13 protein-coding genes are annotated in these 13,862 nt (G+C 70.9%); 10 read left to right on the forward strand and 3 right to left on the reverse strand.

Translation table 11 applies throughout. From position 1 onward, the window contains the following. Window positions 1–82: 82 nt before the first annotated feature. Window positions 83–787 (forward strand): HAD family hydrolase, encoded by a 705-nt coding sequence (locus tag ACIRVF_RS12570; protein ID WP_402816285.1) that lies wholly within the window; start codon window positions 83–85, stop codon window positions 785–787. Between the two features lie 255 nt (window positions 788–1,042). After that, window positions 1,043–2,650: an ABC transporter substrate-binding protein gene (locus tag ACIRVF_RS12575; protein ID WP_402816286.1), complete on the forward strand. Its 1,608-nt coding sequence runs from the start codon at window positions 1,043–1,045 to the stop codon at window positions 2,648–2,650. A 92-nt stretch (window positions 2,651–2,742) separates the two neighbouring features. Here the strand turns inward: ACIRVF_RS12575 and ACIRVF_RS12580 are convergent, their stop codons facing one another. Next, window positions 2,743–3,414 carry a response regulator gene (locus ACIRVF_RS12580; RefSeq protein ID WP_396537929.1) on the reverse strand — a complete coding sequence of 224 codons (672 nt, stop codon included), beginning with the start codon at window positions 3,412–3,414 and terminating at the stop codon, window positions 2,743–2,745. Continuing rightward, complete coding sequence (locus ACIRVF_RS12585) at window positions 3,414–4,331, reverse strand: RecB family exonuclease (protein WP_402816287.1); 918 nt, start codon at window positions 4,329–4,331, stop codon at window positions 3,414–3,416. Before ACIRVF_RS12585 ends, ACIRVF_RS12580 begins: the two co-directional genes overlap by 1 nt. 215 nt (window positions 4,332–4,546) lie before the next feature. On the opposite strand from ACIRVF_RS12585, the gene ACIRVF_RS12590 reads away from it, so the two are divergent. The 3 genes from ACIRVF_RS12590 (at window position 4,547) to ACIRVF_RS12600 (ending at window position 7,515) form a co-directional block, all read left to right on the forward strand. Beyond that, window positions 4,547–5,764, forward strand: coding sequence for a site-2 protease family protein (locus ACIRVF_RS12590; protein WP_402816820.1), 1,218 nt, complete (start codon window positions 4,547–4,549; stop codon window positions 5,762–5,764). Between the two features lie 48 nt (window positions 5,765–5,812). Further along, window positions 5,813–6,772 (forward strand): tRNA (adenine-N1)-methyltransferase, encoded by a 960-nt coding sequence (locus ACIRVF_RS12595; RefSeq protein WP_402816288.1) that lies wholly within the window; start codon window positions 5,813–5,815, stop codon window positions 6,770–6,772. Between the two features lie 80 nt (window positions 6,773–6,852). Beyond that, window positions 6,853–7,515 (forward strand): hypothetical protein, encoded by a 663-nt coding sequence (locus ACIRVF_RS12600; RefSeq protein ID WP_402816289.1) that lies wholly within the window; start codon window positions 6,853–6,855, stop codon window positions 7,513–7,515. Window positions 7,516–7,527: 12 nt separating this feature from the next. On the opposite strand, the gene ACIRVF_RS12605 is transcribed toward ACIRVF_RS12600, so the two are convergent. Then, window positions 7,528–7,833 carry a ferredoxin gene (locus ACIRVF_RS12605; protein ID WP_402816290.1) on the reverse strand — a complete coding sequence of 102 codons (306 nt, stop codon included), beginning with the start codon at window positions 7,831–7,833 and terminating at the stop codon, window positions 7,528–7,530. Between the two features lie 286 nt (window positions 7,834–8,119). Here ACIRVF_RS12605 and arc point away from each other — a divergent pair, with 286 nt between their 5' ends. From arc to prcA, 5 genes are all read left to right on the forward strand, one after another. Continuing rightward, window positions 8,120–9,886 carry a proteasome ATPase gene (gene arc / locus ACIRVF_RS12610; protein WP_402816291.1) on the forward strand — a complete coding sequence of 589 codons (1,767 nt, stop codon included), beginning with the start codon at window positions 8,120–8,122 and terminating at the stop codon, window positions 9,884–9,886. 228 nt (window positions 9,887–10,114) lie between these two features. Beyond that, on the forward strand, window positions 10,115–11,626 hold the full coding sequence (gene dop, locus ACIRVF_RS12615) for a depupylase/deamidase Dop (RefSeq protein ID WP_402816292.1): 1,512 nt from the start codon (window positions 10,115–10,117) through the stop codon (window positions 11,624–11,626). 183 nt (window positions 11,627–11,809) lie between these two features. Next, window positions 11,810–12,028 carry a ubiquitin-like protein Pup gene (locus ACIRVF_RS12620; RefSeq protein ID WP_030286125.1) on the forward strand — a complete coding sequence of 73 codons (219 nt, stop codon included), beginning with the start codon at window positions 11,810–11,812 and terminating at the stop codon, window positions 12,026–12,028. A gap of 162 nt (window positions 12,029–12,190) precedes the next feature. After that, window positions 12,191–13,033, forward strand: a complete 843-nt coding sequence (prcB, locus tag ACIRVF_RS12625; protein ID WP_402816293.1) for a proteasome subunit beta — start codon at window positions 12,191–12,193, stop codon at window positions 13,031–13,033. Between the two features lie 31 nt (window positions 13,034–13,064). After that, window positions 13,065–13,820 carry a proteasome subunit alpha gene (prcA, locus tag ACIRVF_RS12630; RefSeq protein WP_402816294.1) on the forward strand — a complete coding sequence of 252 codons (756 nt, stop codon included), beginning with the start codon at window positions 13,065–13,067 and terminating at the stop codon, window positions 13,818–13,820. Window positions 13,821–13,862 lie beyond the last annotated feature (42 nt).

A 13,862-nucleotide genomic window follows, 5' to 3' on the forward strand; every position in this document is an offset into this window, starting at 1 on the left:
GTCCGCTCACCAGCGGGCCGGCCTGTGCCATCCCGGGGGGCGTCCCAGGACGCGCCGCGGGGCACTGCCGGAAGGACTCGCCATGACCACCAGCTCCACCACCGCCCTGGCGCTCGACCACGGGGACGGCCGCGGCCTGCAGGCGGTGCTGCTGGACATGGACGGGACGCTGGTGGACACCGAGGACTTCTGGTGGCAGGCCGAGGTCACGCTCTTCGCCGAGCTGGGCCACCAGCTGGACGAGCAGGACCGGGCGCACGTGGTCGGCGGCCCGATGACCCGGGTGATGGACTACCTGGTCGCCCGGACCGGGGTGGACATCGCCCCGGCCGACCTGGGGGTGCTGGTCAACCAGCGCTTCGTCGACCTGCTGGCCGGCGGGGTGCCGCTGATGCCCGGCGCCGAGCGCCTGCTCAACACCCTCGCCGCGCACGGGGTCCCGGCCGCGCTGGTGTCCGCCTCGCACCGGCACGTGATCGACATCGTGCTGCGCTCGCTGGGCGCCGAGCGCTTCGCCTTCAGCATCGCCGGGGACGAGGTGCCGCGCACCAAGCCGTTCCCGGACCCTTACCTGGCGGCGGCCCGCCGGCTGGGCGCGGAGCCCGCCCGCTGCGTGGTCGTCGAGGACACCCCGACCGGGGTGCGCGCGGGCGAGGCGGCCGGCTGTCCGGTGATCGCGGTGCCCTCGGTGGCGCCGATCGAGGCGGCGCCCGGGCGGCTGGTGCTCCCCTCGCTGGAGCAGGTCGATCTCGAACTGCTGCGCTCGCTGGTCGCCTCCCGGGTGTAGCCGGGGCCGGCGGAGCGGCCAGGGGCGGATGTGATTGTCATCTCATTGCGCCCCGCCCCTACCCGCCGGTAAGCGCCCCCGCCCGGTGTCTGCGGACGGCCGGTCCGGGAGAAATGGGGCATTGGCTGACAACTCGTCGGGCGCGGCGTGCTGCCCCCAATCACCGTGTCCCAAACGTCATCTGCACGGGTATCGGTCGTGCGTGTTCGATATGGCACGCTACTCGGGTTCGTGACACCCCCGAAGGACGCTCCCGTGAAGACTTCAGCTGAACGCCTGGCAGTACTCGGCTGCGCCGGTCTGGTCGCCGTGACGGTGGCCGGTTGCGGATCGGTCACCGACGCCGTCAAGGGGGACAGCGGCGGCAAGGCGATCACCATGGGAACCTCCCAGCTGACCAGCACCCTGGACCCCGCGGCCGCCTACGACTCCGGCGCCTGGCTGCTGCTGCGCAACACCTTCCAGTCGCTGCTGACCTTCCCGGCCGCGGCCAGCACGCCCGCCCCGGACTCCGCGCAGTCCTGCGAGTTCACCGGCAGCGAGGCCACCGAGTACCACTGCACCCTGCGGCCCGGCCTGAAGTTCTCCAACGGTCACCCGCTGACCGCCGAGGACGTGGTGTTCTCGATCCAGCGGACCAAGAAGATCAACGACCCGAACGGTCCGGCCGGCCTGCTCTCCTCGGTCAAGAGCGTCGAGGCCAAGGGCGACAACGAGGTGGTCTTCCACCTGGCGACCCCCGACGCCACCCTGCCGGCCAAGCTGGCCACCCCGGCCGGCGCCATCGTCGACCACCAGGTCTTCCCGGCCGACAAGGTCCTCTCCAACGACAAGCTGGTCGGCTCCGGCCCGTACCGCTTCGACTCGTTCGAGAACATGACCGACGGCAAGCAGCTGGGCAAGGTCGTGCTGGTGCCCAACGACAAGTACAGCGGTGACGCCAAGCTGCAGAACGACAAGTTCACCGTCAAGTACTACGACAAGGCGCCCGACCTCAAGGCCGCGCTCGACAAGGGCGACGTCGACGTCACCGACAACAGCCTGGAGCCGAACACCGCCGCCCAGGTCCAGTCCGACCAGCAGAGCGGCAAGACCGACCTCCAGGTGATCGAGGGCGACAGCAACGACACCCGCTCGCTGGCCTTCAACACCAAGGACCCGGTCCTGAGCAACGTCGGCGTCCGCCAGGCCGCCGCCGCGCTGCTCGACCGCAAGGCGCTCGCCCGCGACGTCTTCGCCCGCACCGTCCAGCCGCTGTACGCGCTGGTCCCGGCCGGCGTCACCGGTCACACCACCTCCTTCTTCGACCGCTGGGGCGACCAGGACGTGGCCAAGGCCAAGAAGATCCTGGCCGACAACAAGGTCCAGACCCCGGTCAAGCTCACCCTCACCTGGTCCCGCTCGCGCACCGGCAGCGTCGAGGCCGACACGATCAAGAAGCAGCTGGAGACCGGCGGCCTCTTCCAGGTGACGGTCCAGCAGGAGGCGGACTGGGGGGCCTTCAAGAAGGGCTGGACCGAGAACAAGTACCAGGCGTACCTCATCGGCTGGTTCGCCGACTACCCGGACCCGGACAACTACCTCGCCCCGATGCTGGTCGACGGCGGCATCTTCCACGACGGGTGGGACGACCCGAAGATCAGCCAGAAGCTGATCCCGGAGGGCCTCAAGCAGGCCGACCGCAGCGCCGCCTCGGCGGGCTACGCGCAGATCCAGCAGATCGTCGCCGACAACGTGCCGATGATCCCGCTGTACCAGAACAAGGCCTTCTACGCGGCCCGTTCGTACGTCACCGGCGTCGAGTCCACCGTCGACACCACCGGCTTCTTCCGCTTCTGGGACATCGGCCGCAACAGCAAGTAGCCCGGCACGGACGGCGGCCCGCCCGCTTCCCCCCGAACCGACGGGGGAAGCGGGCGGGCCGCCGTCACGTTTCTCCTCGCAGTCCCGGGCGGTTACAGCGTGCCCGGCCGCACCAGCCCGCTCTCGTAGGCGTACACCGCCGCCTGCACCCGGTCGCGCAGCTGGAGCTTGGTCAGCACGTGCCCGACATGGGTCTTCACCGTCGTCTCGCTGACGAACAGCTCGGCCGCGATCTCCGCGTTCGACAGCCCGCGCGCCACCAGCTTCAGCACCTCCAACTCCCGCTCGGTCAGCGCGCTCAGCGCCTGCGGCGGCGCATCCTCGCCCGAGGGCAGCTTGGTGGCGTACATGTCCAGCAGCCGTCGGGTGATGCTCGGCGCCAGCATCGCCGCGCCGTCCGCGACGACCCGGATCGCCTGCACCAGCTCCTCCGCCGGGACGTCCTTCAGCAGGAAGCCGCTGGCACCGGCGCGCAGCGCCTCCACGACGTACTCGTCCAGGTCGAAGGTGGTCAGCACCAGCACCTTGGCCGGGCCGTCCCGCCCCGGGCCGGCGATCCGGCGGGTCGCCTCGACGCCGTCCATCCTCGGCATCCGGATGTCCATCAGCACCACGTCGGGCTGCAGCGCCCGCACCTGGTCCAGCGCCTGCTGACCGTCGCCGGCCTCACCGACCACCACCAGGTCGGACTCGGCCTCCAGGATCATCCGGAAACCGGTGCGCAGCAGCGGCTGGTCGTCGACCAGCAGCACTCGGATCGTCACTAGGACTCCTTGCTCATCGGATCCCCCGTGGGATCGCTCTCATCCGACGTACGGGCTTGTGCCGGCACGGGCAGCGGGTACGGCGGCGGCGTGCCGCCGAACTCCGGGCAGCTGGCCTGGTGGTCGCACCAGTCGCACAGCCGGTTGCGGGTGGCCGGAAAGTCCCCGGTGGCCACCGCGTGGCTGATCCGCTCCCACAGCGCCTGCAGCTTGCGCTCCACGGCGAGCAGGTCTGCCTCGTCCGGGTCGTAGCTGACCACGTCCCCGCCGCCGCCGAGGTAGACCAGCTGGAGGCGCTTGGGGATCACGCCCTTCCAGCGCCACACCACCAGCGCGTAGAACTTCATCTGGAACATCGCCTTGCCCTCGAAGTCCCGTGAGGGCGCCCGGCCGGTCTTGTAGTCCACCAGCCGGACCTCACCGGTGGGGGCGACGTCCACCCGGTCGATGTAGCCGCGCAGCAGCAGCCCCGACTCCAGGGCCGTCTCCACGTACAGCTCCCGCTCCACCGGGTGCAGCCGGGTCGGGTCCTCCAGCCGGAACCACTGGCCGACCAGCTTCTCGGCGTCCGCCAGCCAGCGGGTCAGCGCCGCCCCGTCCGGGTCGTCGGGGAACAGCGAGCCCAGCTCCGGGCGCTCGCCCAGCAGCCGCTCCCACTGCGGCCGCAGCAGGCCCAGCGCCCGCTCCGGCGTCCGCTCGGCCGCCGGACTGTCGAACAGCCGCTCCAGCACCGCGTGCACCAGGGTGCCCCGGGTCGCCGCCGGACTCGGCGGTTCGGGCAGCCGGTCGATCACCCGCAGCCGGTACAGCAGGGGACAGGTGAGGAAGTCCCCCGCGCGGGACGGGGACAGCCCGGTCGGGGGCGCCGCCGGGCGCGCCGGGGCCCCGGCGGCACTGCTGGTGTCGGTCTGCTGCATGGCTACGACCCTATTGCCCTTCGCTGTCATCGCGCTGCCACCGTGCTGCCACGGCCCCGGGGCCGGCTGACGGCCCCGGCGGCCCGGAGCCGGTCCGGGCCGGTCCAGCGCCGGTCCAGTGGGTATGAAGCCTGACAGAGGGGCGCGCGGCACCGAGTGGCCGCGATCACGTAGCGTGGGCGCACCGGGGGCACGACGGGCGGACGACCGAAGGGATCACGGTGAGCGACACCAGGGGGCAGCAGACCTCCGACCAGCCACCGCAGGACGGCGGGCGCCCCACCGGGCCGCGCCCGGAGCGCGGCGGCGGTCTCCTGATGGGGCGCCCCTTCGGTGTGCCCGTCTACGTCACCCCGTCCTGGTTCATCATCGCCGCCCTGATCACCTGGGTGTTCGGCGGGCAGCTCGGCGACGTCCTGCCCGAGCTCGGCAGCGGCGTGCGCTACCTGCTGGCCTTCTTCTTCGCGGTCGCCTTCTACGCCTCCGTCCTCATCCACGAACTCGCCCACACCCTGGTCGCACTGCGTTACAAGCTCGGGGTGCGGCGGATCCAGCTGCAGTTCTTCGGCGGCGTCTCCGAGATCGAGAACGAGGCCGAGAGCCCCTGGCGCGAGTTCTGGCTGGCCTTCGTCGGCCCGCTGCTGTCCCTGGTGCTCGGCGGTGTCTTCTACCTCGCGCTGCGCGCCGTCGAGCTGTCCAGCGTCCCCGGGGTGCTGCTGACCGGCCTGATGGTCTCCAACCTGGTGGTCGCCGCCTTCAACCTGCTGCCCGGCCTGCCGCTGGACGGCGGCCGGATGCTGCGCGCCGTGGTCTGGGCCGTCACCGGCAGGGCGATGACCGGCACGGTGGCCGCCGCCTGGATCGGCCGGGCGCTGGCGATCGCGGTCCTGGTCGGGCTGCCGCTGGTCAGCGCCTCCCGCGGCGGCGAGCGCACCACCACCGACTCCCTGGTCGACGCGGTGCTCGCCGCCGTGCTGGCCGCGATCATCTGGAACGGCGCCACCGGCAGCCTGCGCAACGCCCGGCTCAAGGAGGCGCTGCCCGCACTGCGGCTGCGCGACCTCGCCCGCCGCACCGTCGAGGTCACCGCCGACACCCCGCTCGGCGAGGCGATGCGCCGGGCCCGCGAGGCCCAGGCGGGCGCGGTCGTGGTGGTGGACGGCCGGGGCGACCCGATCGCCATCGTCCGCGAGTCCGCGGTACGCGCCGTACCGGAGCACCGCCGCCCCTGGGTGGCCGTGGGCCCGCTCGCCCGCGACCTCGAACCCGGGCTGCGGCTGGACGCCGACCTCGGCGGCGAGGACCTGCTGCGGGCCGTCCAGGCCACCCCGGCGGGGGAGTACCTGGTGGTCGAGGCGGACGGCCGGGTGTACGGCGTGGCCGCGCTCACCGACATCGAGCAGCGCCTCACGGCCGCGGTCTCGGGCAGGTGACCAGGCCCTGGTGAGGCGGAGCGGCCCGCTTCCCTTAGGATTGGCCGCATGTCCGAACCGACCGGTGCCGCCCGCCGACGCGGGCCCTTCCAGGTCGGGGACCAGGTCCAGCTGACCGACCCCAAGGGTCGCCACTACACGTTCACGCTCCAGGCCGGGAACCAGTTCCACACCCACAAGGGTGCGTTCCCGCACGACGAGCTGATCGGCGCTCCCGAGGGCACGGTCGTGCGCACCACGGGGAACGTCCCGTACCTCGCGCTGCGCCCCCTGCTCCCCGACTACGTCCTCTCCATGCCGCGCGGCGCCGCCGTGATCTACCCCAAGGACGCGGGGCAGATCCTGGCGATGGCCGACATCTTCGCGGGCGCCCGCGTGGTCGAGGCGGGTGTCGGCTCCGGAGCGCTCAGCACCTACCTGCTGCGCGCCGTCGGCGAGCAGGGCTCGCTGGCCTCCTACGAGCGCCGGCAGGACTTCGCGGACATCGCCCGGGGCAACGTCGAGCGCTACTTCGGCGGCCCGCACCCGGCGTGGAAGCTGACCGTCGGCGACCTCCAGGACAACCTGGTCGAGACCGACGTCGACCGCGTCATCCTCGACATGCTGGCCCCCTGGGAGTGCCTGGACGTCGCCTCCAAGGCGCTCGTCCCCGGCGGCCTCATCTGCTGCTACGTGGCCACCACCACGCAGATGTCCAAGACCGTCGAGGCGCTGCGCGATCACGGCACCTTCACCGAGCCGCAGGCCTGGGAGACCATGGTCCGCACCTGGCACCTGGAGGGCCTGGCCGTCCGTCCGGACCACCGGATGATCGGCCACACCGGCTTCCTGCTCACCGCCCGCCGCCTGGCGGACGGCGTCGAGCCGCCGCTGCGCCGCCGCCGCCCGGCCAAGGGCGCCTACGGCGAGGACTACGACAGCGGGACGCCCGAGCCGACCCTGCAGGAGCGCGCCGCGGCCCGCAAGGCCGCCCGCGACGTCGAGGCCGAGCAGCCCGACCTGGGCTGAGCCGGTACCCGGAGAAGGGGTGGTGCGAGCGTCACGTTCGCACCACCCCTTCCGTCTTCCGTCCGCCGCGGTGTGGGACGATGCTCGCTCACGCAGACCAGCTCCTGGAGCTCTGGAGGGGACGCCTGGTGGAGACCGCGGCCGGGACGACGACGGCGACGGCTGGACAGCAGACACCGCGGGGCCGCTCCGGGCCCGGGCACGCGCGAACCGCCCCCTGGCACTGGGCCGTTGCCCTGGCCGGCTGCGGCGCGGTGGTGGCCACGGCGCTCGCCGCCTCCCCGGCCACCGGCACCCCGCTGGCCGCCGGCGGCACCCCCAGGGCCCTCGCCGCGAGCGCCGCCCCCGACCCCGCGGCGGCCCAACTGCCCATGGACTGCGGCCCCTTCCCGGTCAAGACGGTGCTCAGCGTGCCCGTCGACCTGGGCGACGGGCACCCCGGCACGGTCGTCGCCGCGCACTGCGCCACCGACACCGGCAACCCCCCGGACTCCGTCTACCTGCTCGGCTTCGGCCCGGGCGGGCACCCGGCGGTGGCGGCCACCCTGCTGACCGAGCGCGAGAACCTCACCCTCAGCAAGCTCGCGGTGCGCTCCGACGGCGCCATCACCGGCCGCGCGCAGGGGTATTCCAGCGACGACGTGCCGCGCTTCCGCCCCGACGTCTCACTCGACCTCACCTGGACGCGCAGGGGCGGCGGCTGGGAACGCTCCCAGTCCGCCGCCCCGGCAGGCTCCGCCTAGGCGTCGTCCGGCCTACTCGGCGTCAGGCCCGTAGACCTCCACCCGGTCGGCGACCCGGCGCACGTGGATGCAGTCGCCGGGGCACTCCTTGGCCGAGTCGACCACGTCCTGAAGGAGCGTCAGCGGCACCGGGGCGGTCTCCCCGGGCTGCTGGCGCAACTCGTCGTCCGGGCCCTTCACGTACGCGAGTCCGTCGATGTCCAGCTCGAAGACCTCGGGCGCGTACTGGGCGCAGATGCCGTCGCCGGTGCACAGATCCTGGTCGATCCACACCTCCAGCTCCTCGGTCGCCGCCGCGGTCTGCTCGCTCACCGACATGGTCCCCTGCCGTTTCTGTCCCGGGTCGCCCCTATTCCTGGAGCAATCCCGCCATTCGTACAACGATCGGACCCGTGCACAGCGGTCGCGATCGGATATCACTTCGCTCGACGATACATCTGGCCCGCTTTGGGTGGTGCGCGGTGGGTATCCCCTTAGCAGAGGGGAAGCACGCTGGGGCGAAGATCGGACACGCCCGTTCCATCTTTCTTGATCTAGGGGTTTACGGACCCCTGGTCCCAGGTAGGGTCTGGAAGCGTCCAGCTCCCCGGAGGAGGTGAGGACCGTGGCAGCCCACGATGACGACTACAACCGAAGCACCGGCAGGCCCGCTCGTGGTTCCGACGAGGCCGCTCAGGTCTCGTACCTTGAGCAGGAAATCGCCGTACTGCGCCGCAAGCTCGCCGACTCGCCGCGCAATTCGAGAATCCTCGAAGAGCGGATCGTCGAGCTCCAGACCAACCTGGCCGGCGTGACCGCCCAGAACGAACGACTCGCCTCCACCCTGCGCGAGGCCCGCGACCAGATCGTGGCCCTCAAGGAGGAAGTGGACCGGCTGGCACAGCCCCCGGCCGGCTTCGGCACCTTCCTCGCGGCGAACGAGGACGGTACCGCCGACATCTTCACCGGCGGTCGCAAGCTCCGCGTCAACGTCAGCCCGAACGTCGCCCTCGACGAACTGCGGCGCGGCCAGGAAGTGATGCTCAACGAGGCCCTCAACATCGTGGACGCGATGGCCTTCGAGCGCATCGGCGAGATCGTCACCCTCAAGGAGATCCTGGAGGACGGCGAGCGCGCCCTGGTCATCGGCCACACCGACGAGGAGCGCGTGGTGCGCCTCGCCGAACCGCTGCGCGAGGTCACCATCCGGGCGGGGGACGCCCTGCTGCTGGAGCCGCGCTCCGGCTACGTGTACGAGGTCGTGCCGAAGTCCGAGGTCGAGGAGCTGGTCCTCGAAGAGGTCCCGGACATCGACTACCGCCAGATCGGCGGCCTGAGCAACCAGATCGAGCAGATCCGCGACGCGGTCGAGCTGCCGTACCTGCACGCCGACCTCTTCAAGGAGTTCGAGCTGCGGCCGCCCAAGGGCGTGCTGCTCTACGGCCCGCCCGGCTGCGGCAAGACGCTGATCGCCAAGGCGGTCGCCAACTCCCTGGCCAAGAAGGTCGCGGAGGTCACCGGCCGCCCCCAGGGGAAGAGCTACTTCCTCAACATCAAGGGCCCCGAGCTGCTCAACAAGTACGTGGGCGAGACCGAGCGGCAGATCCGCCTGGTCTTCCAGCGGGCCCGGGAGAAGGCGGGCGAGGGCACGCCCGTCATCGTCTTCTTCGACGAGATGGAGTCCCTGTTCCGCACCCGCGGTTCCGGCGTCAGCTCGGACGTGGAGAACACCATCGTCCCGCAGCTGCTCGCCGAGATCGACGGCGTGGAGGGCCTGGAGAACGTCATCGTCATCGGCGCCTCGAACCGCGAGGACATGATCGACCCGGCGATCCTGCGGCCCGGCCGCCTGGACGTCAAGATCAAGATCGAGCGCCCGGACGCCGAGGCCGCGAAGGACATCTTCTCCAAGTACCTCAGGGAGTCGCTGCCGTTCCACCCGGACGACCTCAAGGAGCACGACGGCTCCGTCGAGGCCACGGTGGCGGCGATGATCCAGTCGGTCGTGGAGCGGATGTACTCCGAGACCGAGGAGAACCGCTTCCTGGAGGTCACCTACGCCAACGGTGACAAGGAGGTCCTGTTCTTCAAGGACTTCAACTCCGGCGCCATGATCCAGAACATCGTCGACCGCGCGAAGAAGATGGCCATCAAGGACTTCCTCGACCACGGTCAGCGCGGTCTCCGCGTCTCCCACCTGCTCGCCGCCTGCGTGGACGAGTTCAAGGAGAACGAGGACCTGCCGAACACCACCAACCCGGACGACTGGGCCCGCATCTCCGGCAAGAAGGGCGAGCGGATCGTCTTCATCCGCACGCTGGTCACCGGCAAGCAGGGCGCCGAGTCCGGCCGCTCGATCGACACTGTCGCCAACACGGGGCAGTACCTGTAAGCACGCGGTTGTCCGGGCCGGCAGCGGTCCCCGGAGCTGTACGCACACCGTCCGGCTGTGGCGCCTCGCGGCCCCGCAGCCGGACGGCGCGTCTCGGGGCCCGCCGGTCGGCGCCGGGTTCTAGGCTCGACCCACCGTCCGCGGGCAGACCGCCGGCGCCGGTGTCGTTCAGCTGTACGTCAGCGTGCTCCGCCCGTCGGGGGCGGTGCACCGGGCAAGGAGGGCCGCATGACCGTACGGCGCGTGATGGGCATCGAGACCGAGTACGGGATCTCCGTGCCCGGGCACCCCAACGCCAACGCCATGCTCACCTCGTCCCAGATCGTCAACGCCTATGCGGCGGCGATGCACCGGGCACGGCGGGCCCGCTGGGACTTCGAGGAGGAGAACCCGCTGCGCGACGCACGGGGCTTCGACCTCGCGCGTGAGGTGGCGGACGCGAGCCAGCTGACCGACGAGGACATCGGCCTCGCCAACGTCATCCTGACCAACGGGGCCCGGTTCTACGTGGACCACGCGCACCCCGAGTACAGCTCGCCCGAGGTGACCAACCCGCGCGACGCGGTGCTGTGGGACAAGGCCGGCGAGCGGATCATGGCGGCCGCCGCGCAGCGCGCGCTGGAACTGCCCAACGGGCAGACCATCCACCTCTACAAGAACAACACCGACAACAAGGGCGCCTCCTACGGCACCCACGAGAACTACCTGATGAAGCGGGCGACGCCGTTCGCCGACATCGTCCGCCACCTCACCCCGTTCTTCGTCTCCCGCCAGGTGGTCACCGGCGCCGGCCGGGTCGGCATCGGCCAGGACGGCTCGGCGCACGGCTTCCAGATCAGCCAGCGGGCGGACTACTTCGAGGTCGAGGTCGGCCTGGAGACCACCCTCAAGCGGCCGATCATCAACACCCGGGACGAACCGCACGCCGACGCCGAGAAGTACCGGCGGCTGCACGTGATCATCGGGGACGCCAACCTCTCCGAGATCTCCACCTACCTCAAGCTGGGCACCACCTCGCTGGTCCTGGCGATGATCGAGGACTCCTTCATCGCCTCCGACCTCGCCGTCGACCAGCCGGTGCGCACCCTGCACCGGGTCTCCCACGACCCGACCCTCAAGCACCTGATCACCCTGCGCAACGGGCGCAAGCTCACCGCGGTCCAGCTGCAGCTGGAGTACTTCGAGCTGGCCCGCAAGTACGTCGAGGACCGCTTCGGCAACGACGCCGACGAGCAGACCGTGGACGTGCTCACGCGCTGGGAGGACGTCCTCGGGCGCCTGGAGCGCGACCCCATGTCGCTCTCCAAGCAGCTGGACTGGATCGCCAAGCGGGAGATCCTGGAGGGCTACCGCAGCCGGGACGCCCTGGAGTGGGACAACCCGCGGCTGCACCTGGTCGACCTCCAGTACAGCGACGTGCGGGCCGAGAAGGGCCTCTACAACCGTCTGGTGGCCCGCGGCCGCTTCGACCGGCTGCTGACCGAGGAGGAGGTCGAGCGGGCCGTCACCAAGCCGCCGGAGGACACCAGGGCGTACTTCCGCGGGCGCTGCCTGGAGCAGTACGCCGATCACGTCGCGGCGGCCTCCTGGGACTCGGTGATCTTCGACCTGCCGGGCCGGGACTCGTTGCAGCGCGTGCCCACGCTGGAGCCGCTGCGCGGCACCCGCAACCACGTCAAGGAGCTGCTGGACCGCTGCCGCACGGCGGAGGACCTGCTGCGCGTGCTCTCCGGCGGGTAACTTTTCGATCACCACGGGTGAACGTCCGCCGAATGGGAATCATCCGGGGTGGCAGCGGGTGTTGGACAGGAAGCGCCACCGGCAAACCGGGAGCGGCAGTCGCACCTTGTGTATAGGGTCGGTGCCAACCGGCAACGACCGACCGACCAAACCGTGCCAGACGATTCGAGCGGGGTGAGGGAAATGGCGAGCAAGGACACCGGCGGCGGCCAGCAGCGGGCAAACCGCTCCTCCGAGGAGGTCGAGGAGCAGGTTGCGGAAACCCAGAATTCCGACGACCTCAAGGAACGCCAGGAAAAGCTGAGCGACGACGTCGACGCGGTGCTGGACGAAATCGACGAGGTCCTGGAGTCGAACGCGGAAGATTTCGTGCGCGGCTTTGTGCAGAAGGGTGGGCAATAGCCCTTCCCCCGGTATTCGGGAATTCACGGTCGCGACCGTCCTGGGCGGTCGGACGGCAGTGGCCGTCCGGCCGCCCGGCACCGGCCCCTCCACGCGTGGACAGTGATCGTCGGCGGGTAGGGTGCGGGCATTGCGCGCTTCAAGCTACCTGGAAGGAATCGTGTGGAAGCCAACACTCGTGGCACCGGGCGTCTACCGGCTGCCTTCCTGACCCCCGGGTCCTCCTCGTTCCTCGACTTCCTCGCCGAGCACAAGCCGGAGCTGCTCCCCGGTCGCGCCGGGCTCCCCGAGGGATCCGTGGTGGAGGCCCCGCACGGGACCACGATCGTGGCCGCGGTCTTCGACGGCGGTGTGGTGATCGCGGGTGACCGCCGGGCGACCATGGGCAACGTCATCGCCCAGCGCGACATCGAGAAGGTTTTCCCGGCCGACGAGTACAGCGCGGTCGGCATCGCCGGCACCGCGGGCCTCGCGGTCGAGATGGTGCGGCTGTTCCAGCTGGAGCTGGAGCACTACGAGAAGATCGAGGGCACCACGCTCTCCCTGGAGGGCAAGGCCAACCGCCTCACCAGCATGATCCGGGGCAACCTGGGCATGGCGATGCAGGGCCTCGCGGTGGTCCCGATCTTCGCGGGCTACGACCTCGACCGGGGCCGTGGCCGGATCTTCAACTACGACGTCACCGGCGGGCGCTCCGAGGAGCGCGGCTTCGCCGCCACCGGCTCCGGTTCGGTCTTCGCCCGCGGCTCGCTGAAGAAGCTGTACCGCGAGGACCTGACGGCCGAGCAGGCCGTCACCCTGGTCGTCCAGGCGCTCTACGACGCGGCGGACGACGACTCCGCCACCGGCGGGCCGGACCTGGCCCGCAAGATCTTCCCGATCGTCTCCGTGATCACCGAGGACGGCTTCCGCCGGCTCACCGAGGCCGAGGTCGCCGAGACCGCGGTCGCCATCACCGACGAGCGCCTGACCCGGCCCAACGGCCCGCAGGCCCCGCTGATCTAGCCATCACCTCACAGGAAAGGGACGACCGCCGGTGTCGACACCGTTCTACGTCTCACCCCAGCAGGCCATGGCGGACCGCGCGGAGTACGCCCGCAAGGGCATCGCTCGCGGCCGCAGCGTGGTCGTGCTCACCTACGCCGACGGCATCGTCTTCGTCGCGGAGAACACCTCCCGGGCGCTCCACAAGGTCTCCGAGATCTACGACAAGATCGCCTTCGCGGCGGTCGGCCGCTACAACGAGTTCGAGAACCTGCGCATCGGCGGCGTCCGCTACGCCGATCTGCGCGGCTACTCCTACGACCGGGCCGACGTCACCGCCCGGGGCCTCGCCAACGTGTACGCCCAGACCCTGGGCACCGTCTTCTCCTCGGTCGGCGAGAAGCCGTACGAGGTCGAGCTGATCGTCGCGGAGGTCGGCCGGACCGCGGACAACGACCAGATCTACCGGCTCACTCCGGACGGCTCGGTCGTCGACGAGAAGAACTACGTGGTGGTCGGCGGCAACGCCGACTCGATCGGCAACTACCTGGGCCAGCGCCACCGCGTGGGCATGAGCCTGACCGAGGCCGTGAAGGTCGCGGTGGACTCGCTCGCCCGCGACCCCAACGGCGGCAGCCCGCGGCCCCTCACCCCGGAACAGCTGGAGGTCGCGGTCCTCGACCGCCAGCGGTTCCAGCAGCGCAAGTTCAAGCGGATCCTGGGCAACCAGCTCGGTCGCCTGCTCGACGGCGACCAGTCCGCCGAGGCGGACGACGAGGACGACCCGGCGGACACCACGCCGGAGTAGCAGTACCTGCGGGGTCCCGTACGACGGCCGGACCGCCGTCGT

Source organism: Kitasatospora sp. NPDC101157 (genome assembly GCF_044768255.1).
Taxonomy (GTDB): domain Bacteria; phylum Actinomycetota; class Actinomycetes; order Streptomycetales; family Streptomycetaceae; genus Kitasatospora.

What these genes read in the sequence shown, in the direction of transcription:
- ACIRVF_RS12570 (WP_402816285.1), top strand. Translation starts at nt 83, where the DNA reads ATGACCACCAGCTCCACCACCGCCCTGGCGCTCGACCACGGGGACGGC.
- ACIRVF_RS12585 (WP_402816287.1), bottom strand. Translation starts at nt 4,331, where the DNA reads ATGCAGCAGACCGACACCAGCAGTGCCGCCGGGGCCCCGGCGCGCCCG.
- ACIRVF_RS12595 (WP_402816288.1), top strand. Translation starts at nt 5,813, where the DNA reads ATGTCCGAACCGACCGGTGCCGCCCGCCGACGCGGGCCCTTCCAGGTC.
- ACIRVF_RS12600 (WP_402816289.1), top strand. Translation starts at nt 6,853, where the DNA reads ATGCTCGCTCACGCAGACCAGCTCCTGGAGCTCTGGAGGGGACGCCTG.
- ACIRVF_RS12605 (WP_402816290.1), bottom strand. Translation starts at nt 7,833, where the DNA reads ATGTCGGTGAGCGAGCAGACCGCGGCGGCGACCGAGGAGCTGGAGGTG.
- dop (WP_402816292.1), top strand. Translation starts at nt 10,115, where the DNA reads ATGACCGTACGGCGCGTGATGGGCATCGAGACCGAGTACGGGATCTCC.
- ACIRVF_RS12620 (WP_030286125.1), top strand. Translation starts at nt 11,810, where the DNA reads ATGGCGAGCAAGGACACCGGCGGCGGCCAGCAGCGGGCAAACCGCTCC.